General features: G+C 51.4%; 29 protein-coding genes. 27 read left to right on the forward strand and 2 right to left on the reverse strand.

Features of this window, described 5'->3' with window-relative positions; genetic code table 11:
* The first annotated feature begins 191 nt into the window (after positions 1-191).
* The 16 genes from NWP14_RS01525 to NWP14_RS01600 all read left to right on the forward strand — a co-directional run bounded on the left by NWP14_RS01525 (position 192) and on the right by NWP14_RS01600 (position 11,277).
* A complete protein-coding gene (locus tag NWP14_RS01525; protein ID WP_375214639.1) occupies positions 192-623 on the forward strand; it encodes a terminase small subunit in 432 nt (143 codons plus the stop codon).
* Positions 607-1,920, forward strand: coding sequence for a PBSX family phage terminase large subunit (locus NWP14_RS01530; RefSeq protein WP_375214640.1), 1,314 nt, complete (start codon positions 607-609; stop codon positions 1,918-1,920). Before NWP14_RS01525 ends, NWP14_RS01530 begins: the two co-directional genes overlap by 17 nt.
* A 47-nt stretch (positions 1,921-1,967) precedes the next feature.
* Complete coding sequence (locus tag NWP14_RS01535) at positions 1,968-2,168, forward strand: hypothetical protein (RefSeq protein WP_375214641.1); 201 nt, start codon at positions 1,968-1,970, stop codon at positions 2,166-2,168.
* Positions 2,169-2,240: 72 nt separating this feature from the next.
* Entirely contained in the window at positions 2,241-3,590 is a 1,350-nt protein-coding gene (locus NWP14_RS01540) for an anti-CBASS protein Acb1 family protein (RefSeq protein WP_375214642.1), read from the forward strand.
* A complete protein-coding gene (locus NWP14_RS01545; RefSeq protein WP_375214643.1) occupies positions 3,550-4,476 on the forward strand; it encodes a phage minor head protein in 927 nt (308 codons plus the stop codon). The genes NWP14_RS01540 and NWP14_RS01545 overlap by 41 nt, the downstream gene beginning before the upstream one ends.
* A 3-nt stretch (positions 4,477-4,479) precedes the next feature.
* Positions 4,480-5,745 (forward strand): hypothetical protein, encoded by a 1,266-nt coding sequence (locus NWP14_RS01550; RefSeq protein ID WP_375214644.1) that lies wholly within the window; start codon positions 4,480-4,482, stop codon positions 5,743-5,745.
* A 12-nt stretch (positions 5,746-5,757) separates the two neighbouring features.
* Positions 5,758-6,207, forward strand: a complete 450-nt coding sequence (locus NWP14_RS01555; protein ID WP_375214645.1) for a hypothetical protein — start codon at positions 5,758-5,760, stop codon at positions 6,205-6,207.
* A 17-nt stretch (positions 6,208-6,224) separates the two neighbouring features.
* On the forward strand, positions 6,225-7,301 hold the full coding sequence (locus NWP14_RS01560; protein ID WP_049264425.1) for a major capsid protein: 1,077 nt from the start codon (positions 6,225-6,227) through the stop codon (positions 7,299-7,301).
* Positions 7,302-7,310: 9 nt separating this feature from the next.
* Positions 7,311-7,493 carry a glycoprotein gene (locus NWP14_RS01565; protein ID WP_375214646.1) on the forward strand — a complete coding sequence of 61 codons (183 nt, stop codon included), beginning with the start codon at positions 7,311-7,313 and terminating at the stop codon, positions 7,491-7,493.
* Between the two features lie 60 nt (positions 7,494-7,553).
* Positions 7,554-7,955: a hypothetical protein gene (locus tag NWP14_RS01570; protein WP_049264427.1), complete on the forward strand. Its 402-nt coding sequence runs from the start codon at positions 7,554-7,556 to the stop codon at positions 7,953-7,955.
* A 172-nt stretch (positions 7,956-8,127) separates the two neighbouring features.
* On the forward strand, positions 8,128-8,493 hold the full coding sequence (locus NWP14_RS01575) for a hypothetical protein (protein ID WP_142524127.1): 366 nt from the start codon (positions 8,128-8,130) through the stop codon (positions 8,491-8,493).
* 2 nt (positions 8,494-8,495) lie between these two features.
* On the forward strand, positions 8,496-8,864 hold the full coding sequence (locus tag NWP14_RS01580) for an HK97 gp10 family phage protein (RefSeq protein ID WP_375214647.1): 369 nt from the start codon (positions 8,496-8,498) through the stop codon (positions 8,862-8,864).
* Positions 8,861-9,100, forward strand: a complete 240-nt coding sequence (locus NWP14_RS01585; protein ID WP_341799228.1) for a hypothetical protein — start codon at positions 8,861-8,863, stop codon at positions 9,098-9,100. The genes NWP14_RS01580 and NWP14_RS01585 overlap by 4 nt, the downstream gene beginning before the upstream one ends.
* Entirely contained in the window at positions 9,097-9,480 is a 384-nt protein-coding gene (locus NWP14_RS01590; RefSeq protein ID WP_375214648.1) for a hypothetical protein, read from the forward strand. Before NWP14_RS01585 ends, NWP14_RS01590 begins: the two co-directional genes overlap by 4 nt.
* Before the next feature lie 283 nt (positions 9,481-9,763).
* Positions 9,764-10,528: an immunoglobulin domain-containing protein gene (locus NWP14_RS01595; RefSeq protein ID WP_375214649.1), complete on the forward strand. Its 765-nt coding sequence runs from the start codon at positions 9,764-9,766 to the stop codon at positions 10,526-10,528.
* A 59-nt stretch (positions 10,529-10,587) separates the two neighbouring features.
* Positions 10,588-11,277 carry a DUF6246 family protein gene (locus NWP14_RS01600; protein WP_375214650.1) on the forward strand — a complete coding sequence of 230 codons (690 nt, stop codon included), beginning with the start codon at positions 10,588-10,590 and terminating at the stop codon, positions 11,275-11,277.
* 189 nt (positions 11,278-11,466) lie between these two features.
* Here NWP14_RS01600 and NWP14_RS01605 read toward each other — a convergent pair whose 3' ends face one another.
* Complete coding sequence (locus tag NWP14_RS01605; RefSeq protein ID WP_143440301.1) at positions 11,467-11,910, reverse strand: Arc family DNA-binding protein; 444 nt, start codon at positions 11,908-11,910, stop codon at positions 11,467-11,469.
* Between the two features lie 122 nt (positions 11,911-12,032).
* Between NWP14_RS01605 and NWP14_RS01610 the strand changes: the two genes are divergently transcribed.
* The 11 genes from NWP14_RS01610 (at position 12,033) to NWP14_RS01660 (ending at position 23,695) form a co-directional block, all read left to right on the forward strand.
* The gene (locus NWP14_RS01610) at positions 12,033-12,200 is read left to right on the forward strand and encodes an Arc family DNA binding domain-containing protein (protein ID WP_143440300.1); all 168 of its coding nucleotides are present in this window, start codon (positions 12,033-12,035) and stop codon (positions 12,198-12,200) included.
* Positions 12,201-12,273: 73 nt separating this feature from the next.
* Positions 12,274-12,894 carry a P22AR C-terminal domain-containing protein gene (locus tag NWP14_RS01615; protein ID WP_375214651.1) on the forward strand — a complete coding sequence of 207 codons (621 nt, stop codon included), beginning with the start codon at positions 12,274-12,276 and terminating at the stop codon, positions 12,892-12,894.
* A 67-nt stretch (positions 12,895-12,961) separates the two neighbouring features.
* Positions 12,962-13,699 carry a Rha family transcriptional regulator gene (locus tag NWP14_RS01620; RefSeq protein WP_375214652.1) on the forward strand — a complete coding sequence of 246 codons (738 nt, stop codon included), beginning with the start codon at positions 12,962-12,964 and terminating at the stop codon, positions 13,697-13,699.
* 552 nt (positions 13,700-14,251) lie between these two features.
* On the forward strand, positions 14,252-14,647 hold the full coding sequence (locus NWP14_RS01625; protein WP_375214653.1) for a hypothetical protein: 396 nt from the start codon (positions 14,252-14,254) through the stop codon (positions 14,645-14,647).
* A 54-nt stretch (positions 14,648-14,701) separates the two neighbouring features.
* Entirely contained in the window at positions 14,702-17,395 is a 2,694-nt protein-coding gene (locus NWP14_RS01630; RefSeq protein WP_375214654.1) for a tape measure protein, read from the forward strand.
* A gap of 42 nt (positions 17,396-17,437) precedes the next feature.
* A complete protein-coding gene (locus NWP14_RS01635) occupies positions 17,438-17,914 on the forward strand; it encodes a hypothetical protein (protein WP_375214655.1) in 477 nt (158 codons plus the stop codon).
* Positions 17,914-18,384 carry a hypothetical protein gene (locus NWP14_RS01640; RefSeq protein ID WP_375214656.1) on the forward strand — a complete coding sequence of 157 codons (471 nt, stop codon included), beginning with the start codon at positions 17,914-17,916 and terminating at the stop codon, positions 18,382-18,384. The genes NWP14_RS01635 and NWP14_RS01640 overlap by 1 nt, the downstream gene beginning before the upstream one ends.
* A complete protein-coding gene (locus NWP14_RS01645; protein WP_325989990.1) occupies positions 18,381-18,776 on the forward strand; it encodes an NlpC/P60 family protein in 396 nt (131 codons plus the stop codon). Before NWP14_RS01640 ends, NWP14_RS01645 begins: the two co-directional genes overlap by 4 nt.
* Complete coding sequence (locus NWP14_RS01650; protein ID WP_375214657.1) at positions 18,763-21,246, forward strand: host specificity factor TipJ family phage tail protein; 2,484 nt, start codon at positions 18,763-18,765, stop codon at positions 21,244-21,246. The genes NWP14_RS01645 and NWP14_RS01650 overlap by 14 nt, the downstream gene beginning before the upstream one ends.
* A gap of 86 nt (positions 21,247-21,332) precedes the next feature.
* Positions 21,333-23,486: a hypothetical protein gene (locus NWP14_RS01655; protein WP_375214658.1), complete on the forward strand. Its 2,154-nt coding sequence runs from the start codon at positions 21,333-21,335 to the stop codon at positions 23,484-23,486.
* Positions 23,483-23,695 (forward strand): hypothetical protein, encoded by a 213-nt coding sequence (locus NWP14_RS01660; RefSeq protein ID WP_375214659.1) that lies wholly within the window; start codon positions 23,483-23,485, stop codon positions 23,693-23,695. Before NWP14_RS01655 ends, NWP14_RS01660 begins: the two co-directional genes overlap by 4 nt.
* A gap of 369 nt (positions 23,696-24,064) precedes the next feature.
* Here the strand turns inward: NWP14_RS01660 and NWP14_RS01665 are convergent, their stop codons facing one another.
* Positions 24,065-24,955 carry a hypothetical protein gene (locus NWP14_RS01665; RefSeq protein ID WP_375214660.1) on the reverse strand — a complete coding sequence of 297 codons (891 nt, stop codon included), beginning with the start codon at positions 24,953-24,955 and terminating at the stop codon, positions 24,065-24,067.
* Positions 24,956-24,958 lie beyond the last annotated feature (3 nt).

Consider the following 24,958-nt stretch of genomic DNA (forward strand, 5'->3'; position numbering starts at 1 on the left):
CAATAACGATGCATACCGCGATTTGCCGCCTGACATAGCGGATTTGCGCTCATAGCTCGCCATTCAGCGCGAGGGTAGAAGAAGCTGAGTATGTTTTATAGAGCTTTCCGCTGTGAAAGTTCGATAAAGCAGAGAACACATTGATACCCGCAATGGGCGGGATACTCACTCAACAGCAGGATATTCTAAAAATGGCACGTCTGACACCAAAGCAAGAGGCTTTCTGTCAGGCATACATCGAAACGGGTAATGCTTCTGAGGCTTATCGGACGGCGTATGCTGCTGACAAGATGAAGCCGGAAGCAGTTCATGTGCAAGCCTTTAAGCTTCAGGGCAACCCTAAGATTGCCCTAAGGATTAAAGAGTTGCAGGGTGAAATTAAGCAGCGCCACAATGTCACCGTAGATTCTCTTTTGGCTGAGCTGGAAGAGGCGCGTAAAGCGGCGCTTGCAGCTGAAACTCCGCAATCATCCGCCGCCGTTGCTGCCACGATGGGCAAGGCGAAGTTGGTAGGACTGGATAAGCAGATCGTCGATCACACCTCCTCCGATGGCAGCATGTCTCCGAAGCCAACGACGATACGACTGGTAGGGGTAGAGCCAACAAATGGAAAGTCAGGTTGACCTGCAAATCCCGGCGAAGCTCGTACCCGTTTTCGCTTCTGACGGTATTCGTTACCGTGGCGCGCATGGCGGACGTGGTTCGGCAAAGACGCGCACATTTGCGCTGATGAGCGCGGTTAAAGCGTACCAGGCAGCTGAGAGCGGTTTAAGTGGCGTAATACTCTGCGCTCGCGAGTTTATGAACTCCCTCGAAGAGTCGTCGATGGAGGAAGTGAAACAGGCGATCCGGTCTGTTCCGTGGCTTGATGATTACTTCGATATTGGCGAGAAGTACATTCGCACCAAAAACCGCAATGTCAGCTACGTGTTCTGCGGTCTGCGCCACAATCTCGACAGCATTAAATCTAAGGCGCGCATTCTGGTTGCTTGGATTGATGAAGCCGAATCGGTATCGGCGACAGCCTGGAAGAAGCTCCGGCCGACAGTGCGTGAAAAGGGCTCAGAAATTTGGGTGACATGGAACCCGGAGAAAGACGGCAGCGCCACTGACAAGCTCTTTAGAAAGAACCCGCCGAAAAGCTCGATGATTGTCGAGATGAACTACAGCGACAACCCTTGGTTTCCGGAAGTGCTCGAAGAGGAACGCCTCGAAGACTTGGAAAACCTCGATTACGCCGATTATGCGTGGATATGGGAAGGCGCTTATCTGGAGAACTCCGATAAGCAGGTGCTGGCCAATCGCTATGTAGTTCAGGACTTCGCGTCCGACCTGTGGCAGAAAGCAGATCGCCTGCTGTTTGGCGCTGACTTTGGTTTCGCTAAAGACCCCAGCACGCTGCTGCGCATGTTCATCCTCGATAACAGCCTGTATATCGAGTACGAGGCCTACGGTACCGGCGTTGAACTGGATGACATGTGGAAGTTTTACGCCGGCAAGGATGAAGCCAGGCCGAAACAGCTGGATGAATGGAAGGTCACCGACGAGGTGAAATATCCCGGCATTCCTCAGGCCCGTAAGTGGCCGATCAAAGCGGATAACTCCCGGCCAGAGACCATCAGCCATATCAAAGCCCAGGGATTCAACATTGCTGCTGCGCAGAAATGGCAGGGGAGTGTTGAGGACGGAATCACCTGCATCCGCGGCTTTAAGCAGATCGTTATCCATACGCGCTGCAAAGAAACAGCGAAAGAAGCGCGCCTCTATTCGTACAAAACCGACCGCATCACCGGTGAGGTGCTTCCTGTCATTGAGGATAAGCACAACCACTGCTGGGATGCTGCGCGTTATGGCCTGGATGGCTACATCAAGCGCAAGACTCAATCAATGGGAATGATGATTCCTAAACGATTGCAGTGATGATTTTTTTCGCCGATCATGGTTATGAAAACTAATAAGGAGATGTTATGGAACAGTATGATATTGATGATGGGCAACCCCAAATAGTAGTTACTATTGAGTACACAGACCCTACAACTGGGAAAAAAGCGTTTATATCACGCGCTGTAGATAAAGCTGATTACGATAGTAACAAAGGAATCTTACTTGATGAGGTCCAGTCAATGGCTGAAGAGTTCAATAATACAATTGATGAAGCAAAGTTGTAAAATTCATTAACAATCATTTAAGGTCGCTTCGGCGGCCTTTTTTATTGCTTCAATCCCACCTACGGATCATCCATGACTGATAAATTAACTCTCGCCGTCAACCATGCGTTGAACGATGCGCGGATGGCGCGCACCCGTATGGGGCTAGTGTCTTCAACGATGGGGCTGGACAATAAGCGCGGATCTGCGTGGTGCGAATATGGCTTCCCCGAGCAGATCACTTACGAAAACCTGTACTCGCTATATCGCCGCGGTGGCATCGCTCACGGTGCAGTAGAGAAGCTTGTCGGTAAATGCTGGCAGACAAACCCGGAAATCATCGAAGGCGATGACGCCGATGAAAGCGAAGATGAAACCGCGTGGGAAAGAAAAACCAAACAGGTATTAACCAATCGATTCTGGCGCTCGTTTGCTGAGGCAGACCGCCGCCGACTGGTAGGAAGGTATGCCGGTATTCTGCTCCACGTTCGCGACAATAAGGACTGGAACCTGCCGGTTACGAGAGGGCGAGGGCTTGAGAAGGTTACTATCGCCTGGGCTGGATCACTCACTGTCGGCGAATGGGACACAGGTCTTAACTCGAAGACCTACGGTCAGCCCAAGATGTGGCAGTACACGGAAAGGTTACCTAACGGTGCGACCCGCCGCGTCAATATTCATCCTGACCGCGTTTTTATCCTTGGTGACTATACCGATGATGCGATCGGCTTTCTTGAGCCATCCTATAACGCCTTTGTCAGCCTGGAAAAAGTTGAAGGTGGTTCTGGTGAGTCGTTCCTGAAGAACGCAGCGCGCCAGTTGGCTTTAAGCTTTGACAAAGAGATCGACTTCGGTAGCCTCGCGTCGATGTACAACGTCAGCGTTGACGAATTGCAGGACAAGTTCAACGAGGCGGCTCGCGAAATGAACCGCGGGAACGATGTGCTGCTTTCCCTGCAAGGAGCAAGCGTAACCTCGCTGGTATCGCCGGTTTCCGATCCGTCACCAACCTATGACGTTAACCTGCAAACAGCGGCGGCCGGGGTGGATATCCCTACCCGCATTCTTGTTGGCAACCAGCAGGCGGAACGGTCAAGCACTGAAGACCAGAAGTACATGAATTCCCGCTGTCAGTCGCGACGCATAGACCTCGCTTTCGAGATAGAGGACTTCTGCGACAAGCTGATTGACCTGAATATTATCGATTCGGTCAGCGTGAAAACTGTTATCTGGGATGACCTAAACGAGCAGAGCGGCGTTGAAAAACTCGCTAACGCCAAAGTAATGGGTGAGGTTAACCAGACCATGCAAGGCAGCGGCGAGAATCCTGCGTTCAGTCGCGAGGAAATTCGCACGGTAGCCGGTTACGAAAATGACGACGAAGAGCCGCTAGGAGAAGAGGATGGCAGCGAAGAAGACGAAGCCGCCGATTCTACCGCGTAGCTATCAGGACCCGACCGGCGCCGATGCGCTGGAGCGGCGGGCGATGAAAGACTTCGCCAGGCGGATGAATAAAATCAGCAAGGCGTACAGATCAGCGCTCGACAAAATACCTTCCTCCCTCGCAGTAAACGCCAGATACGAATACCAGTTAAACCCAACGCTACTCTCCATCATCTTGAACGATGCCAGCTACCTGGTAGACCAGGTTTTGCTTGAGGGTAACGAGTACGGCCTCTGGTTTTATGAGTATGTCGATTTGGCCGCAGAGAAGGGTACGGGGCAATCATTCGCTAACCTGAGTCAGCAGTCACCTGCATATGCAGCCGGGCGTGAATCGCTGGCGTCAATTCTTGCGAGCGAGCCCTACCAACTCCGTATGGCTCTTGTTCACGCTCGTATGTTCGAGGAAATGAAAGGGCTTACCGCTGAAGTTAAGCGCGATATGGCACGGGTGCTGACGGATGGTGTGGGTCGGGGTCTCAACCCGCGAGAAGTCGCTCGAAACCTGACTGAGCAGGTCGGTATCGAGAAGCGACGAGCCAACCGTATAGCGAGAACCGAAGTCACCACTGCGTTACGACGGGCAAAATGGGATGAGGACAACGAGGCGCAGGAGCTCTACGGACTGAAAACCCGTCTGCTTCACATTTCTGCACTGTCACCGACAACTCGCCAGACTCATGCCGCAAGACATGCTCACCTGTATACCAACGAAGAGGTTCGCGAATGGTACGCGCAGGGGGCAAATTCCATAAATTGTAAGTGCACTCAACAATCTGTGCTCGTTGATGACAAGGGCGAACCGGTTTATCCGGACACCATAACCAAACTTAAACAGGAATACAAAACGATGCAGGCGCGCGGTTATGCCTGGTCTAAGGGGTAACTCATGCCTATTCAGGTAAACATCACTACCAGGGTAAACAGCCAGTCAATCCGTCGAGAAACCTACAACGGTCGCGACCACCTGGTGCTCCCCAGCTATACGCTGCCAGCCAATGTGGTTATGAATGGCGGGCTCTATTCCGCTTCAGAAATAGATGCTCACTATAAGGGGCTTGAAGGCACGCTGGCACCGCTAGGTCATCCTCAGGTTAATGGCCAGTTTGTGTCTGCTTTCTCCCCTGAGGGGATTAATGCCGGTCACATCGGGGCGTGGAACCGCAACGTTAAGAAGTCCGGTAATCGCATCTACCTGGAAAAGTGGGTTGATGTCGCCCGCGCTGAGGAATCAGAGGGTGGGCGTGAATTGCTTGAACGAGTCGAAGCCATTGAGCGCGGTGATGAAGTTCCGCCGATTCATACCAGCGTGGCCGCTTTCCTCGACCAGCTTGAACCGAGCGAGCAGCAGCGCGCTACCGGAGCCGAGTGGGTAGCGAAGATCCACAGTATGGATCATGACGCGATTCTCCTGCACGAAGTCGGAGCTGCCACTCCGGAGCAAGGGGTTGGACTGATGGTTAACGCTGACATGGCGCAGCCGCTGAAAGCAAATTCTGGTGCGCTGGTAGGTGAATCTTACCGGGAGCGCGAGCAGCGCCTTGATCGGGCAGCCAAAGCCAAGTTTGCGCCGGGATCAGATGAATACGCATGGATTGCAGACTTCACTGATTCTCAGGCGGTGGTTATCCGCAACGGCGGCAAGGCTGAGGTTTACGGCTATTCCACTGAGGGTGGGAAAATCACCTTTGACGACACAGGAACTGCAGTTCAGCGGCAGGAGTCTTGGGTGGCCGTCGTTGCCAACAAATTTAAATCCATATTCACACCGCAGGAACAGCCTGCACCAAACCACGAAACGGAGGGCGACATGCCTTTAACCAAAGAAGAACTGGAACAAATCGGCAACATGATCGGCCAGGCTGTTGCAACCAATACCGAAAAGGCGCTGAAGCCTCTGACGGATAAAGTTGACGCGCTGCAGATCAACCAGGACAAACTCGCGGAAACTCTTACCGCCAACTCCCGCGCTGAAGAGAAAACTAAGCGTGACGCAGTAGCGAAGATTCACGGTGAGATCGTCGCGAACGCGCTGGCAGGTGAAGCGCTGGATGCGATGTACAAATCGCTGGGTGAAGCCACGGCACTAGGTACTAACGCAGGTCAGCAGCATAAAGAAACCGGCGCGCCGGCAGCTGATGAACATTTCAAATAAGGAGCCACAATAATGGCACGTTATCGTCGCGTTAATATCGACGGTCAGTCTCTGTACAAGACCGAAACCAAACTCGCCGCCACCGCGCTCCTTCCTGGCACCGCGGCGGTAATCAACTCTTCTGGAGCCTTTGCTCAGGCAGCAGCTCTAACTGGCCGCCTCTATATCATCGACTGCGCTTATCACCAGGGTCTTGGCATCCGTGATGCGGTGCCTGCCGGTGACTCTGCTGTGGGTAACTACGTAGAGGAGGGGCGTGAACTGGCCTTGCTCTGCGCGCCTGGTGCGTACAAGAAAGACAGCCCGATCAAGCTCGGCTCAAATGGTCAGTTCACCCTGGCAACCGCTGACACTGATTCGGTGATTGGCTACAGCCAGGATGAATTCACCATTGCTGCCAGCACTACCGAATTCATCCGCGTACGCATGCGCGTAGGCACCGTGGCCGCCGCTGGCGAATAACAAAAGGATAACCAAATATGTATTTCTCCAAAGAGACGCTGGCGACAAATTCCCGCCTTGGTGGTCACTGGAACGAGCTGTGGGCTAACCGCAATATGTGGAACCTTCAGAATGACTCCATTATTGCCGCTAACCGCGCAATTATGACCCCGGACATGCTTGCCTGTAATGCCGTAGGCGGGTTTACTCGCGACTTCTGGGCTGAGATTGACCGTCAGGTGCTGCAGTTGCGCGACCAGGAAGTCGGCATTGAAATCGTTAACGACCTGATCGGTGTGCAGACTGTCCTTTCTGTCGGCAAAACCGCGAAGCTGTATAACGTGGTTGGTGATATCGCTGATGATGTTTCTGTCAGCATTGACGGCCAGGCTCCGTTCTCCTTCGACCATACCGAGTATGCTAGCGATGGCGACCCGATCCCGGTATTTACTGCCGGTTATGGTGTGAACTGGCGCCATGCTGCAGGTCTGAACTCTGTCGGCATTGACCTGGTGCTTGATTCGCAGATGGCGAAGATGCGCAAATTCAACCAGAAGCGTGTCAACTATTACCTGAACGGCGATGCCAACATTCAGGTGCAGTCCTACCCGGCGCAGGGTATCAAAAACCACCGCAACACCAAGAAGCTGAACCTGGGATCAGGCGCAGGCGGCGCGAACATCGACCTGACCACAGCAGATATGGCGGCCCTGTTTACCTTCTTCGGTAAAGGTGCATTCGGCGCTCTGGCGCGCGCGAACAAAGTGGCGGCATACGATGTTATGTGGGTCTCTCCTGAAATCTGGGCGAACCTCGCGCAGCCTTATGTCGTCAACGGCGTGGTAAGTGGCAATGTGCTGCAGGCAGTCCTGCCGTTCGCCCCGGTTCGTGAAATCCGTCCGACCTTCGCGCTGAGCGGAAACGAGTTCATTGCATACGTGCGCCGTCAGGATGTCATTTCGCCGCTGGTTGGCATGGCCGTTGGCGTTGTTCCACTGCCGCGCCCACTGCCGAACGTGAACTACAACTTCCAGATTATGTCCGCCGAAGGTCTGCAAATCACCGCAGACGAGCAGGGCCTGTCTGGCGTTGTCTACGGCGCTAACCTGGCGTAAGGGGATAGCATGGCTAAGTACCAGGTCATTAAGCCGTGGCATGGCGTAATCGCTGGTCAGGTGGTTGAGATGGAGGGGTTGCATCCTTCATTAAAGCCACACGTAATGCTGATTAGTGAAGGGGATTTAACCCCCGCGACGCCAGAGGCCAAAACAAGCCGGAAGCGTAAAGCAGAAAGCGAAGAAGAATAGCCGCGAAAGCGGTTTTTTTACGCCCTGTGAAAACGGGGCTTAATTCTCACGGAGTCGATAATGGTCACTCTCGAACAGGCTAAGGAATACCTCAGCGGGCAGGGCATCGAGATCCCCGACTTTGTCCTGCAGGCGTTCATTGACCAGGCAAACAGCATTCAGGAATGCCTAGATGCGCATTACCCGACATCAACGGCCTTACTGATTCAGCTTTATCTGTTGGCTCTGATGGGGCTAGGGAGTGGAGATAAGTACATTTCCAGCCAGACAGCGCCCAGCGGAGCGTCTCGCTCTTTCCGGTACCAGTCATTTTCAGACCGATGGAAGGCCTCTGTAAACCTCCTTCGCGGCCTGGATAAATACGGATGCGCTGCCGGCTTGATTCCTGCCGACCCTACGGCGACGCCTGCATTTGCGGGGATTTGGATCGGCAAAGGCGGCTGTATGTGCGGGAGTAAGTGATGGCCTGGATTTCAGTACAGCAGCGGCTGCCGCGCACGTTCACTCGCGTTTGGGTGATGACTGATACCGGTCAGCAAACCACGGCATACGTTAACGGTGCGGGACAGTGGATGATTAACTGCCCTCGCATACAGGCTACAGGCGCAATCGTGCTGCGATGGAGGGATGGCTGATGTCTTCGACAGCTTCATGGTCATACAACAAACCATGCACCCTCTGGAAAAGGATTCGAGATGCCGATGGTAGTGATACTGATGGTGGCGGCCAGCCGTATGGTTTCCAGCCGCCAATAAATATCATGTGTGACTACATTGGCGGTCTTTCGTCAAAACTCAGCGAATTGGGGCAGGGGATTGTCGTTAAAAACACCTTCTTCACCGCTTACGCTGATGCTGAAGAGGGCGATTACATCCTTATCGGAACAAGCACCGATACCAACCCCTACAACACCAAAGCGGACGAAATAAGGGCTTTCACTCAGTGGAACGATACCCTTGATGGTGTTGAAGATGACTGGGCCATTATTACGGGAGTCTGACTATGGGCGCTAAAGTTCGCGGCATCCGCCAGGCTAAGGCCAATCTCGACCGCATCATTAAGGACGTGCAGGGACGCAAGGTGGTGCGCGCGTTGCAGTCGGCGATGCTCATCGGTAGCGCACAAGCGGCGCTCTACACCCCGATCGACACTTCTACGCTCATCAATAGCCAGTTCCGGGAAATTACGTCAAACGGCGTGCGGGTGACCGGGCGCGTTGGCTACACGGCTAACTATGCTGTGTTCGTTCACGACCCGGAAGTGAAGCAGACCTTCAGGCGCACAACGGCGCAGAAAGAGTTCTTAACGAAGGGTTTCGAGGATACCCGCAGCCAGATTGATGCGGCGGTTAAGAAGGAGTTGTCATTATGAATCGCAGCACCCTCATTATGAATCGCACTATCCATTTTGCCGGAGACGGCCTCGGTTCTCGCAAAGTATTTGTGAATGGCAATCAAATCGACGGGGTGTTTTTTGCTGATACCCAGCGCGGAATTGTTCGATATCATCCAAGGCCATTCAGAACCCATAAACGCCGTAAAGGTGAGCTCTACGAGCGCACTTTAAAGGGGCGCGTTGAAGTCTTTCCGTGTGGAGAAGGTCAATGACACCCCCAATGTACATGCGCCTCAAAGACCTGTTTGTAGCCGAAGGGCTAACTTCCGGGTTTAAGGTTCAGTGGCGGTTATGGCGCGACACTGGCAAGGATGCCGATCAGTTCATCGTGTTCCGGCCTTCTGGCGGTACCAATATCGAGTACGACCGCGGCGGCGACTGGTATGTGATGGTCGATGTCGTTTCATCTAAATCGAATCCTGATGCCGCGGACGCCGCGGTTAACGCCATCGTCGAATATATCAGCGCACAATCTGGCGCGGATGATTGCGTCGGCGCACTGAGCCTTGTCGGCAACGTTCCGGCGCCAATATCCACCGAAGAGGGCCGGTTAGTTACCCGGCTGCTCGTCTCCTGCACATATGGGGAGTAAACATGATTTATCCCTTCGATGCGTCCTATGCTCAGGAAGTGCTGAGAAAACATTATCAGTATGCGGATGTCCTCGCTAATCCCTGCGAAAGTCTTGCCGCAAAGACAACTGGGCTCATTGATCATGACAGGCTTCTGTCGAAATGGGATGGCGATAAAAGCACATCTGTAATTCGCAGGAAGTTGTCGAGAAGCGCCGAAGATATAGAAACCAGGGCGTCATAAACCGCCAGAATCACCCATCAGGCTGCCATCTGGCGGCCTTTTTTATTTGAGAGGTACACATGCAGGGCTGCCAGAATGATACCGGTAAGCTGATCGGCAAGGTGGCGGTACTCCGCGCGGCTATGGGCTGTGCTGATACTGTTCCGGCTCTTTCCGAATTTAAGCGCCTGGGCGCGCTAACCACGAAAGGTTTCGACTACTCCATGAATACCGTCAGCTCTGAGGCAGACGATACGAAAGGGCTGGTTGAGAACCTGGTCAACAACATGGATTTCACCATCTCCGGTGAAGGTGAGTTCCGCAAAAAGGACAAAACGACGGAAGTCGGCGCCATCGCAATCTCGAAATATATTTTCGATGAAGTGCAGGCCGGTCGCCAGCCGACACTGTGGCTCCGCTTCGACTTTGTGGGCGAGGATGCCGGGACCTACATCATGGGGTACTTCAATACCACTTCATGGTCTGGTGACTTCGGCACCTCCGACATTTCCACCTTCTCTGGTGAGTGGAAAGTTGCCGACGCGGACACCGTTGTATTTGAAGTCGCTGGCCCGGCGCTGGCGTTTACCACGAACCTGACGGCGACAAAATCTGTTGCTACCGGATCCGCACTTAACATGCCGGTGGTCGTCGAAGGCGGCACGTCTCCATACACCTACGTATGGAAAAAAGACGGCTCCGTAGTCAGCGGACAAACCACAGCTACGTTTAACAAGGCCAGTGCGGTCTCTGGTGACGCCGGGGTTTACACCTGCGAAGTCACGGACTCTGCAGCGACGCCGGTTAAGATCATCTCGTTGGCGTGCACGGTCACGATCAGCTAACAACATCGTGAATAGTACAAAGGGCGTTCTGCGCCCTTGATACTGTTTATGGAGCGACTATGACCCCCATTAAAGAATTAGGCGAGTGCCTTATCGGTACCGATGACCGGGAATTCTTTTTCCGGCCGTCATTCCGCAACATGGCGCGTATCGGCGAGCCTGCCGAAATCGTTCAAACGTTCTATGACCTGTGCAACGATGAGGCGACGCCATTAGTGCAGCGCGCGGCAGAGGCCTATATCCGTGACGATTACAGCCGTCTCCCGGATTGCGTGCTGCGGTATATCCAGAGCGGCCTTCTGACTCGCAAAGCCATCATGGCGGCTCACACTGTACTTACAGCGTGCTGCGATGATGACATTGGTGATCTGGTCGGTTGGATGCGTCCTGGGAAAGGGCGCAAACGCGGTTTCGTCTGGCGGCCGGGAAGCATGCCGCCGGAGAACATGATTATCATCGCGCAAAACTTGATGTGGCATGGAATCGCTGGAAAGGCAAAGGTGCGTAAGTTGCAGCGCCATGAAAGCAACGAAACCACGTCGGAATTCCGCGCCACTGACTACATCATGGCGGCACGTAACCATTTCGGCATAAGCCGGGAAGAGGCTGAAAACCTGACGATGACGGAATTTGCGATGATGCTCAACGCCAAATATCCGAACCAAAAAGGGTTCACCCGTGAAGAGTATGACACCGTGATGGACGAAGACGATCGCCGCTGGCAGGCGATAATGGAGAGGGAGGGATAGTCCCTTTCGGTATTCTTTTGCATTTTGTGCTATCGATGAAAAATTATATAAATAATCCTAAATCACAATATCTATTGGTATCTAATCATATGTAATCATGAATAATTTTAAATAACACATTGAAAATTATAGGCTATTTACTTGAGCGACAGCAGGGGGTTTAATGCCATCAGCAGTCGCTCTTTAACATTATGAATTTTTATTGTCAGGTATTCTTACCAGAAACCCACCTCCATCAACTGATTTTTCTGGAACTACATACCCGAGTTCATTTAGGCGCGTAAGGGTCTTCTCAAGGGATGCATTAAAGTCAGCTAATGTGAGATATTCTAGCTCTAAATCATTGAGTTCAATGCAGAATTCTTTATGCCCCATTCGGGCTTTTTTATTAATTTCTTCAAATGTTCTCTTAAATATAATGCCGGAGATTTCTTCTTTGGCGTTCTCCGCCATTTTCATAGCCTCATGAGCTGATATGACTTCATCATCCTGTATTTCACTAAGGAAACTGGTGTCAAGACGCTTGACTATCTCGGCATTCATTGAGCGATTATTTGACTTGGCTGCATCTTCAATTCTTTCTTTTAATTCAATAGGTAACCTGATTCGTAATTGAGGATCTTCTCTGCTCATATGGGTTGTCGCTTTCATAAAATCACAATATAGAAATTATGCCCCACGGTGGGGTTGACAGCAATGACGCACGGTGTGACACTTATTGTGTGTCTCACGGTGGGGCATTCATGGAGAAGGTAATGGAAAAAGCAAAAGACATGTATCAGCGTAAAGTTCGCTTCCCTGAAGATGTGCGTAAAGCGATAGAGCGCAACGGTGAAGATCAGTGTCGGCAGTTCAATACTGAGCTGATATACCAGCTGAGAAAGGCGTATGGCCTGATTGGAGAGAAAATTGCTCAAGCATAAAAACGACGAAGCCCTAACTACTTGCGATAGTCAGGGCTCCTTATCGAACAAATCCCGCGAAGGAAATATCGACATGAACAGTGTACAGAACAACGAACTAACTTTCCACAATACCAATTTTGCATATATGGAAATGGGTGGTCAGGTCTGGCTTACGGCTGCCGAGGTTGGGCAGGCTCTGGAGTACGCTGACGATAAAGCCGTGCAGCGCATCTACTCTCGGCATGCTGATGAATTTACAGCGCAAATGACAGGGGTGGTCAAACTGACCACCCCTCGCGGAATGCAAGAGTCGCGTGTTTTCTCTCTCCGCGGTGCGCATTTGGTAGCCATGTTTGCTCGTACGCCTAAAGCCAAAGAGTTCCGCCGCTGGGTGCTGGATATTCTGGATCGCGAAGTCGCGCATTCGCCCATTGCGAAGCAGTTCACTGACGATGAGCTTTCATCCCTTGCCTGGTTGTGGCGAGCGAGTGACATCATGCTGGCTGCCTGTGAGAGTGTTACTCCATTACTGAAGGTAGCCGAGCATCGGCAGGCAGGGCACTTTCACACGATCGGCCAAGAGTTGCCGCGGACAATTAACAAGGCCAGGGAGATCATTAAGCGCGAGACGACGCATATCGAATTTCACCCATGGAAGGATGATAACTGGAGCAGGGTATTACCGCACCTGCGTAAGGAGATGTTGCAGTGATGCAAAAAGAAAAACCGCCAGTGGCTGCTGGCGGTCTACTGAAGTCTGACAACGTATAGGAACGTATATGACTGCATTAAAGATAGCAGACCAAAGATCGTATGTCACCATGTCCAGTCGCGAGATAGCTAAACTCACGAAAAAGGAACATAAGCACGTCATTCGTGATATTTGGGATATGCTCAGTGATTTGTATGGAATTGATAAAGATGGTCCAGATATGGACCATAAGAAAAATCATACAGTTACACTATCAGATGGAGTGGAAGTTACCGTTGACTATCGCGGTTACATCTCGCATTTCAGACTGGATAAACCCCACGTTGAATGCCTTCTTACTGGATACAGTGCCGTATTGCGCATGAAGGTAATTAAGCATATTTACAAGCTCGAAGAGCAAATCAATCGTCGAGCCTTACCTTCGAGCTATAAAGAGGCTTTGCTTGCTCTGGTTCAGGCAGAAACAGAGAAGGAGCAAATCGCTTTTGAGCGTGACCAGGCAGTAGAAACAAAGGCATGGATCGGTGAGAAAAGGGAAGCTACTGCGATGGCTACGGCTTCGGTTGCAGTGAGGGCTAAGAATAAATTGGCAGAGCGACTTGGCGAAAGTAAAAACTATGCTGCCATCATCCCGGTAGAGAAGAAGCTTAACCAGAAATTCAAATGGCAACCTCTTCGTAAATGGTGCCAGGAGAATGGGGTTGTGCCTCACAAAGTTGATGATCCGCGCTTTGGCAGTGTTAAGTCGTGGCCGCGTGAAGCATGGCTCGCCGTTCACGGCGTGGACCTTCGCAAGCTGTTTTAACCCTAAGCTATTTTTGTAGCTTCGTTACTCAAACCCGCTTAACTGCGGGTTTTGTTATACCGATGCGATGATCTTCGCATCCAAGTGCCCGGAGCTATTTACGTAGCTTCGGTTTTTGTCGTTCCCCCGCATCCCTGCTAATCTGTCGAAAACGAACCAATGGGGATAGGGATATGACCGAAGAAGAATGGATAGATGGGCTCCGAGGGTTGCCTTATGATGTGATTTGACCTCCAAGAGAAAATTAAGAAGCACTATAAACTTCGAGAGACTGGCAAGAACCTTGAAAAGGCTATTCACTTTTGCCAGCAGCAAATAGCGCTAGCTCCCCTTGCCATATCTGCCTTAAAGAAAAATCCAGCCATGCACCATGATGGTAAGTTCTTTGCGCCTGCGCATCATGGATACAGGCAATACGCGACGATCCTCAAGAAGCAGAAGGACACAGCCGGCCTAGATGCTCTCCTTAAAAAGAAAAAGGCGGAAGGATGGGCAGACTAAGGGGGCTAGGTTTGCTACGATTTTCATACTTTTACTTTTGGGAATAGGGATATGAAGCGGATAGCGGTAATAGCATTGATCTCTATGGCGCTAACTGGTTGCTATAAGTCAGCGCCATCCGATCAAGAAGCAATCGATATAGCCAAAAAAGAAGTTTCGATGGCCATATGCGGAGATAAATCTATAAGCTGCGTGGATTTTAGAGGGGCGAAAGCTCACATTAGCGAGCGTAGAAGTGACGACACCAACCAAGTTACAGTCACCTTCAAAAGCATAACGGCTAAGAGTGGCGCATCAGAGAATATAAACGTAGACGCTGGCATGGTGGTCTACGATTTCGACGCTAAAACAGGTGATACGTATATTAAAGAGCTTTCACTTTGGTCTGAAGATGGAAATCACTCTATAGAACTATGCGGACATGATTATAAGTTCTGTAGGAAGTAAACAAAAATTCTGAAAACCTGCTTCGGCAGGTTTTTTTACGCCCGGAGAAAATCAATGTCCGAAAAAGTGGGGGAAATTTACTACGAAGTTGATCTGGAAACAGCAAAGCTGATTGCCGGTAGCAGAAAAGCAGCGGATGTACTCGATGCCATGGGCAAAGACGCTCGCAATGCCAGTTCTGGCATCGACAAATTAGATAGCTCAGGAAGAAAGGCGTCAGGGACTATGGGCGTGCTGAAATCCGCTCTTTCTGGGGTGGCCAGTGCAATTTCCGTGGCGCTAATCATTGATTATGGAAAGGCATTCTTAACCGTTGCTGATAACATAACACAACTTCAGGCAAGGATTTCCCGGCTTTCCGCCGGCACCGCTGAAGCAAGAGCCACTTTTTCTGCTCTGGCCATGATTGCTTCAAACACGGGAGCAAGCCTGCAGGATACGCAAAACCTGTGGGAAAAATTAACATCATCTCTAAAAGCGACCGGTGCCACCAATAGTCAGATCCTTTTCCTGACCGACACCCTTCAAAAAATTGGCCGGGTTGGGGGGAGTTCTGCTGAAGAGATGGCTGGTGCATTGCGACAGTTTGGCCAGTCAATCGACGGAGGGATTGTTCGCGCTGAGGAATTTAACTCCATTGTGGAAAGTATGCCTGAACTGGCGCGGCAAATTGCTGCCGGCATGGGCATATCAATGGGGCAACTCCGCCAGGAAATGCTCTCCGGCAAAGTAACTGCAGAAGCAGCACTCAATGCGATAGCCAAACAGTCGGGGGTGGTAAACCAGGAGTTTAATAAGCTCCCAAGAACGCTTGAGCAAGCCAACAACAGCCTTACCGTATCACTCTCTCTCCTTGTTGATAAGATGAATGAAGCCACCGGCGCAAGCAAAACGATGGTTGGCATTATCGATTCCGTAAGTGCAGCGATTGACCGCTTAAGTGGTCGCGCCGTGACCGCTGCGCAGAAAATTGCGGATCTAACCTCTACAGGTGAAATGTACAGCAAACGTGCTCGCACATGGGCATGGCTTGGATTGGATGGGTGGGCTCAACAAAACACGGCTTTGGCAGCGCTCAGCACTAAAGCTGCGACATTAGTTGGTGACCTTGATTCAGTTGGGAAAGCATCAGAGAATGCCGCAAATGTAGGTAAGGGCTTTTCTGGTGGCACCTCGTCAAACCCAAAACAAGATAATTTGGTAAAAGTTTCAGAGCGCCGGCTAGCTCTCGCCAAACAAGAGGGGGAAGCAAGGGCGCGCCTTCAAGCCCAATATGATGCAGCTGATGCCGGAGTCACCGATCAGAAGCGGATTAAAGCCTTGCAGGATGAATACGCTGAAACCTACCGGGTTACAGAGGCTCGGAAGGAAAGCAACAAGACGAGCAAGCAATCAGCCTCTTCCGCTGAGTCTATAGCGCAGAAACTCGAAAATCTACGCCAGCAGTCAGAGCTTGCAGCCAGTTCAACGCAGGAGCTTAGCCGGGAACAGGCGATATTACGCGCGCAACAGTCACTCGGAAGCGCAGCCACTCAGGCGCAAATTCAGGAAGCAGGGCAATACGCCGCTAAAGCATGGGATGCAGCAGCAGCGGCAAGAGGTGTTACGGAAGCCCTCAAGGCTATACCGGAGCAGGCGGAGAATAAATCCTACACCGAATCCATGCAGAACCTGAAAGCGGCACTGAATGCCGGAAAGATTGACCTGCAGGAGTACAACGCAGCTACTGAGCAGATGGAGCAACAGCACCAGGCTAATCTGGCTAAGATACGCGCCCAGCAGGTGGTTAACCCAACACAGCAGGCAGTGGCTGAGGTTGACCCGGTACAGCAACTGGCTAATCAACACGCTCAGGAACTGGCGCTTATCCAGCAGTTCGAGCAGCAGGGCGTATTAGCCCATCAAAACGCGCTGGCGCTAAAAAATGCAGCTGACATGCAGTATGAAAAAGCAAGGACTGATGCTCAGTGGGCATTATTTACCCAGCAGAGTGTGGGCTATGAGGCGCTGGGAGCCGCGGTCGACGCATTTGGTGCCCAGGCATCTAATGCGCTAACCGGAATAATCACCGGAAGCATGTCGGCGAGCGACGCACTCCGCTCAATTGGCAGCACCATCCTGAACGACGTCATCAATACCTTCGTGCAGATGGGTATCCAACAAGCCAAATCTGCGATTATGGGGGCAAGCGTGCAGCAAGCCACCATTGCAGCCACTACGGCCACGCAGGTTGGCGCTATTGCCACTACCACTGCGGCGAGCACGGCCTCCGCTGGCACGACAATGGCAGCATGGCTTCCCGCTGCTTTGGTTGCGTCTGTGGGCTCGTTTGGTGCTGCTGCTATCATTGGTGGCGCTGCGCTTGTCGGGGCGTTCGCGTTGTCGAAGACGCTTGCTGGCGGCAGGAAGAATGGCGGCCCGGTATCTGCTGGCTCAATGTACCAGGTAGGCGAAGGTGGCATGCCTGAAATCTACAAGGCCAGTAATGGCAGCCAGTACATGATCCCAGGTGATAATGGATCGGTTATCAGCAATAAGGATTTGCAGGGCAGTGGCAGCGGTTCGCTGCAGGTTGTGAACAATGTTTACAACTATGCCAGCGGGGTAAGCGTTGATACGCGCAGCAGCCAGAATGGAGGGCAAATGGTGACAGATATCATAATCACCGATATACAAAGCGGTGGCCCAATATCGTCCGAGATGCAAGGTGCTTTCGGTCTCCGCCGGCAGGCAACCGGCGATTACTAAAACCAACCCGCTTCGGCGGGTTTTTTATTGCCCGGAGGAAACGTGGCAACAGTTTCATACCCGGCTCTTCTGCCGCTTCCGCAGCGCGCCAGTCAGAACATGACACAGGATACCGCCTGGCAGACGACGACGCCGGCGGTCGGTCCCGTCATCTTCACGCCGCTAACCACCGACCTTAAATCGACCTGGTCTCTGCAGTGGAAATTCACTCTGCAGCAGGCCGAGCGCTTTAAATCGTGGCTCCGCTCACCGACGTACTGCGACCGTGGCCGTAACTGGTTCCAGATGCGGATTGATCTCGGCGATACGCAGGGCGTGCAGCTGCAGACCCTGCATTTCATCAGTATGCCGGTACAGACCAGCAAAAACGGGAACATCGTAACCTGGACCGCTAGCGTCATCTGTAACGGTATCGAGGACATCACCGAGGACTACGACGACTGGATAGTCGAGGCGCCAGAGAACTACGGCTACTGGCTGGATTATCTGGTCACTGCTGTTATGCCGAGGGCCGACTGATGCCAACGTTAAGAGAGTGGAAAGAGCGCCGTCCGGCCAGCGATATCAAGCAGACCGTCGAGTTTTATCACCCGGCGTTCGGCTATTACCGAGTGGTCAATAAGCTGTTTCGTGAAGCGACGTTCGGCGGGAACGTTTACCAGACTGCGGCCTTCGAAATTACAGAGCCCACGCAGAACGGATCGGCCATCATCACAATGGCTATCACGTTCCTGCAGGGCGCCGAGGACGTCAGGAACACGCTTAAGAGCTGGACCGGCGCCGGGCGCATGACGCCCATTACCTGCAAATACCAGCAATGGAATGCGATCGGTGACGCTACGCCTATGAAGACCTGGTCGCTGTTTGTGAAAGACGTCGGCGCAGATGGCAGCAATGTCACCGTGAATTCTGGCAAGACCAACCCGCTTACGCTGGCCAACCCCATCATTTACACCACGAAAGACTACCCTGGGCTGATTACCGTATGACACAGAGCGAATTTATCGGGCTGGTTAATGGCAAGCCCTGGGCTAACCGCGCCTGCACCTTTGATGAGTTGGATTGTTGGGGACTCGTGGTGTTGTATTACCGGCATGTTCTGGGTCTGGAGCTCCATCACGTCGCGGGCTACGAGTCTGGCTCAGATTTCATCACCTGCTACGAAGAAGAACTCGAACACTGGCGCCGGGTCCCGGTGCCAGTTTCCGGCTGCCTTGCGGTGTTCTATTACGGCAATCAGCCGGCGCACGTCGGCGTGATGATTAATCCGGGGAAATGCCTGCACTCCCGCGGCGAGTTCGGTTTTGTCCGCACGGACAGCGCCGTCATCCTTCAGAAAATCTATAACAAAGTGGAGTATCTGGTGCATGGTTCGATATGAGCTGCAGCGCCTGCCGGGCGCACCTAAGCAACGCGGAACGGAAGAGCCTGGCACTCAACTGATCGCCTTGCTCGACAAGCTGAAGCTGCATAACAATGTCGTGGTTAAGCTCAACGGCCGTAAGCTGGATGATGATTTTGACCTGTCCTGTCCGCTGCGCGCTGGCGATGTCGTTGCGGTATTTGACCAGCCAGAAGGTGGCGGGCTGATAAAGACCCTGCTCAATCCGATAGAGCATCTTAACCCGATCCGCTTCACCAAGAAGGTGCTGGCGGGAATCACCGGGCAGCAGAGCGCATCGTCACCCTCCATTTCAACCGGCGAGTCCCCGAACAACGACGCAACAGGGCAAACTAACCGGGCGCGGCTTTATAAGGGGCGCCCGAATATTTACGGCCAGTGTCGCGTATTTCCTGACCTGATTCAGCAGGCGCTGTTTGAGTTTATCGACAACAACAAATACATCACTGAGTGGTTTGAAGTCGGCTACGGGAAATATACCATTTCATCGGTGCGCTACTCAGAATCGAATCTCGGCAGCCTGGCCGGCGCCAGCTACCAGACGTTCAACCCAGGCATCACCATAGGGACTATTGAGGTCGGATATCAGTTCGATGATGTCGATAATGAAGAAGTGCCGGGCCTGAATGAAAGCGACGATTTCCCGGCCCAGACCGCGACGACGACAGCGCCGACGGCGATGGTGATAGAGAGCAACCAGCTCAAGGCGACGGTGCTCTCTAACGATGACAACTTCACGTACTTCGCTGCGCTGACCGTCCCGCATCCCGTGACGTTTGTTATCAACGCTACGTGGAATGCCAGCGGAGGGACGGTTACCCGCAACGTAACCGGCAGCGGGAACATTGTCTTTTCTGAAAGTTTCATCGGCACAGACACCTTGTCATACACGACGTTTTATCTCGGAGATATGATCGGGGAAATCACCACGCTGCCGGCAGACGCAATAATAAATTCGACGCTGTTCACCCTGAACGACCAGACCCCACTGGTGATTGGCCCGGCCGTCTCGCCGCTTGATTCGTCTCAGGTCTGGGTGCATGTCATGGTTCAGTTGGGAGCAACTGCCGGGACAACTCGCTATCGTATCCGTTTCTGGAAGGTCGACGATAGTAACAACCAGGTGCCGGGTACTTCCGAGCAGTACGATTACTTCTTCGATAACGACTATCAGATTTCGACGCGGTATTTCCGCACCTCACACAAATATATCCCGGCCGCCGGTGCCGGGCGGTACGCTGTGACGATTGAGCGCCTGGATAACAGCAATGACGGCAACGTTGTCACGCTGATGGCGATCCATGCGGTGAATGTGCGTGAAAACGTGGTCTATCCTGACGACACTATCGCCAAAGTCACGATAAAGGGGCCGAACAACAGCAACAGCAACCGCGAACAGAAATACAACATGCTCGCGCAGCGCCATACCATCAGCTATGACCGCGCAACCGGCCTGATTGACTACACGTTGCGCCCGAGCCGGTCTTTTGCCGACGCGGTTCTGCACGAGTGGATTGTGATCGGCCGGCAGGACGTTTCGAGTATTGATGTCGCAACGCTGTACGCGATCGCCGACTCGATAACCGTTCCGGATCTGGGCTACTTCGATTACACCTTCTCGGATGAAAAACTCTCCTTAGGCGAGCGAATCAAAACCATCTGCAATGTGGCCCGCGTCGACGGTAATAACATCGGCGATGTGCTGACGTTCTGGCGTGATGAGAAAGTTGCGAATCCGGATGCGGTTTTTGCGCGCTCAAATATGTTCTGGGACGAGTATAAGATCACATGGACTATGTCACTGCCCGGCGGCTATGACGGCGTCACGTTGGACTATGTCGACCCGCTCACCAATAAAAAAGCGTACATCTACCTGCAGATTGACCAGAGCGGGATAATTGAGGTTGAGGACGCGACCATCAACGCGCTGCAGATCAGCCTTGACGGCTGTCGTAATAAAACGCAGGCGGAGGACCGGGCGTGGCTGGAAGCGCGCCGTGTTCTTCTCTCGCGCGTCGGTATGACAGTGAAAGTCCTGGACTCAACGCAGGTTATCCGCGGCGCAGTGGTGCAGTGTCCGGACATGTACGACAACAAGCAGCAGAACGGCTATATCACCGCCCGCAGCGGGGATGTGTTTTCGACGTCAGAGCGCATTGATTTCACTCTCGGCGATATGTGGGTGGTGATGACTGATAGCCTCGGTAATTATCGCGGCCGCTGGCGCGCACATCCCGTAACCGGAAAGCCTAAAGCGTTTCAGGCTGCAGCTGATGCTTTCGACCTGAACATTTATGACCGGACGACGGTACAGAACGCGAGCCGGTACTTCATCGCCACCGATACAGAACTTAATTCCACTATCTGGCGCGTTGAAACAGCCAAACCCAATGGCGACGACACCCAGACATTAACCCTCTCAGAATATTCAGACTCGATTTATCCGTAACGCACAGCAGTAATATCCAACCTTCGCGCACACCGTCAGATTCATTTCTGAGGGTTTCGTGCGCCATTTATAGGGCGACATGCACAATGGCAGAATTTCCACTCCCAACCCCGACTAAGGTCCCGGTACCCAGTACTGATATTCGTAATGCGGTATTTGCCGGCGCGAAGCTGGACGAAGAGGTTACTGGTACTGGCGATTTCTATACTGATCGCCTTGATGTGAAACGCCTGACCAATACCGGGCGAAATAACAAGTTCAATGCAGCACAACAAGAAAGGACAGATCAGTTTCAGCAGTTCCTTCTTTCGTCCGGCTACGTGTTCCTCGGTGACTATGAAGACGGCCCCTTCCAGTTCAGTGCACGTAATCAGTATATCCGCTACGACAATCAGTATTATCGCCTGAATGCCACCACGGATGTTGGATTTACGACGACCGGTACCAACGCAACCAGTTTTGCGAATGATGTGGCTCACTTCGTTCTGATGGATGGTGATACGCTTCGTCAAAATATGGCAGCCTTAACTGGGGCCAGCCTGATTGGTGGGCTGGGTTTTAAAACTCCAGAAATGCGCGGGGCCCTTGGTAATGGTATAGCTAATGATACCTCAGCGATTAGAGATGTAATGTCTGTTGAAGGGGCAACCGTTTTACTCAGTCACGACTATCTTTGTGAACCCAATATTACGCCAGCCGCGAATATTAAAATCATTGGCAACGGCAAAATAATTTGTACCACGGGAGAAGAATGGGCATGGAGTACATCAGACCGAGCCAGCCCGTATCCGGCGTTTTTTATTACTAATCCGGGTGTCACAATCGAAGGCATTACTATTGAATCTACCTATGAGGCAGTACGCGCAGATGTCGGTGGTGATAACCTTACACTACTTTTTGTCAAAGGCGGTGGTACCGAAACCAGTAGGGCAAAAGCATCGGCCTTTGTATTCTTTAACGTCCGCAAGGTACGTGTTTTCGGTATAGAGGGCGCATATACCGGCGAAGTCGCGGCATGGGATGCTGGTCTTTCTAAAATTATATCTGGCGGGTGTGATGGATTTGATTTCGGCAATGTCATTGGTATGTACATTTTCTACAGTCAATTTCATGATGTCGGGAGAAATGGCATTAACTGGTACGGTGCCAGCAACGTCCACATTGACCATTGTACGCAGCGATACTGCGGACAAAGCGGGATTCAACCCGGCCCTCATCCAAACTATAGCGTTGCATTCATAAGCCACAACCTGGCTGAATACTGCTGTGCTGATTCAATTGATGTCAGATACACAGGGGCTGATACTGTTCATATTGGCCTCAATATGAGCGACTGTGAATCAGACTGGATAGGGATGCTCTATGGGGATGTTAACTATATTGGCGCCGATGGTACCGGTACTTTCACTCTGGCCAGGGTTAAGGGAGTGACTGCAACAAACTTTCAGGCCAGAAATTTTTCTGGTGCTGCGGCATGGTTTGATTTCGCATCGGGTGTGACGGCAAGTAATATTCAGGGGGATTCTCCTTATTCTCGCTATGGGGTTGGGTTTTACACGTCATGCAGCGACATTAAGTTGTCAAACTTCGATATTAAAGCGAAGGGCACAGCGTTGTGGTTTGGCGGAAGTTCTTCGTTCACTGACTTCGCTATTGACGGGGCCAGTAAGTTTGAGAGTTATGACTCTTATCCTGTACTGATGCCCAATAACCCACTTACAAGATTCAAAATTTCAGACACGACATTTATCGGTTACAAAATTTGCAACCTTATTTTCGAAATGGATAACGTGGAGTTTGTCCATAAAGGGACGGATGAGTCTGCGATTTACCTGGGAAGCGCCAATCTTTTCCATGGCAAGTTGAAGTGCACGGGGACAACATCCTCTGTTCTGGTGAATGTGGGTGTGGGCTCTGGTGTTCACCTCTCTGTTTTGGAAGCGGAGAACAAAGGGTCTGGTGATACCCTCTCGCTGGTCGCCAGTGTTAACTTTAGCATTGGTAAGGCCCGCATCTGGAACACCGGCTCGGGAGGCGGGGCGGCGCTAAGGATATCTGGCGGACAAAACCAGTCAATCCTCGACAAACTCGACCTGTATTCAGTCTCAGGAAGGCCTATAGTTTCAACTGCAACGCACACGGATTTAACACTTTCACTCATCAGGGAAAACGGTGCGCTGGCGTCTTCATGGTCTGATAAGTCCAATGTATACAGAACTTCACGGGCATTGATTTCATGAAAACAAAAGAAGAGTTTTTCCAGGAGCTAATCGATATTGTCAGCAATGCGGGGCTCGCGCTTTCTGATTACAGGCTGGTAGAAGACCCCGATACCGACCATCCTCTTTTCGTCGATTATCCGGCTATGTGGTTTTACTACTGTATTGCAGGAATGACAGCCAGAGAAGCGCTGTTAATAGAATACCCAGCATTGAAGGGAATAATTTAATCTTAACCGCCACGGATGGCGGTATCTGTTATGCAGGTGATTTATGTCTACATGGGTTATTGGCTGGAGTATCCGGAAATGTAGTTCCGTGCTGACCGTTTTTACGTGGGGAATGATATTCCGTATGATTTTGGGGGAAAGCGACTGGATTGCTGTGCTTGTGGCTGCGTTTCTTCTGGGGTTCACCCTGCGCAGGGGGTAGGTCAACCGTTCATTCCCTATCACTTGGCTGAATGGAGATATCTTCAGCCAGGCGCAGGAGCAAATAATGGTGCTGGATGAGTATTTAGGTGTCTTGTTAGTATGATAAATGTCGAAAAATAAACATTTAATAAAAAAGCGTTTGTTGTTTATAAATAGGAGGTTTAATTACATTAATTTCTTCATTAACCCGATTGATTCATCAAATTTCGACTCTCGGAAATAGCAGTTTTTTAATTTTCTGTTTTCCCTCCAGGATTCAAAGTCGTGTCTATCATTGTGTAATCCGAAATAATAAATTGTAGCCTTTGATTCTGATATAACATCCCAGATATGAGAGTCAATAAGGTTTATTTTTACTCCGACGATGAATATTTTTGGGGCAAGTTTAACGGACTGTCTCCACATTTCCTGTTGCACTGTAACAAAGGACGGACAAACTCTAACTTGCTTTCCTTCTGCATAAAGAGAAATTGCCGGGGCGACACTATCTTCCTCGACAGCTCGCGTGATAGTGTCTTTTTGATTAAGTGCTTGCACCCCAGCCTCTATTTCGGCCTCACCATTACTTATGAATGTTGAACCTCTTATTTGTGCCCCCATTAAATCTGGCCAAAAATTGCTTGAGCCATGAATTTTAAGCATCCTAATTGTTTTTTTTACTTTTTCATTTGAATAAACTGTTGAAAGTCCTTGTGCTGCTGCTGATATTTCAAAGAGTAGGTCGTAATTTATGCTGCTATAAATGACTCTGTGCGGGTTTATGGATTTTATTAATCTAGCGTAATGGTTTGTGTCTAGAGGGGTAAATCTAGCTAAATATCCTGCGAGCTCTCTTTGGAATTGCATGGTTTTTGATGGGTATCTATTATGGAATTCTAACATTCCTTTTTCAAAGTTATCTATGAATACTAATTTCAATTCCTCTGGCAAAGTCGAGGCTATGCCTCCTAAACTCTCTAGGTTTTTAAATAAATGACCCCCTAGTGGTGGTGGGTAAGGAATGGTATCACCTGACCCATAACTAGCCCCTGCTCCTAAAAGTATAATATTTGACATGCA

It is taken from the genome of Klebsiella sp. C349492 (assembly GCF_042055345.1).
In the GTDB taxonomy this organism is placed as follows: domain Bacteria; phylum Pseudomonadota; class Gammaproteobacteria; order Enterobacterales; family Enterobacteriaceae; genus Klebsiella; species Klebsiella scottii.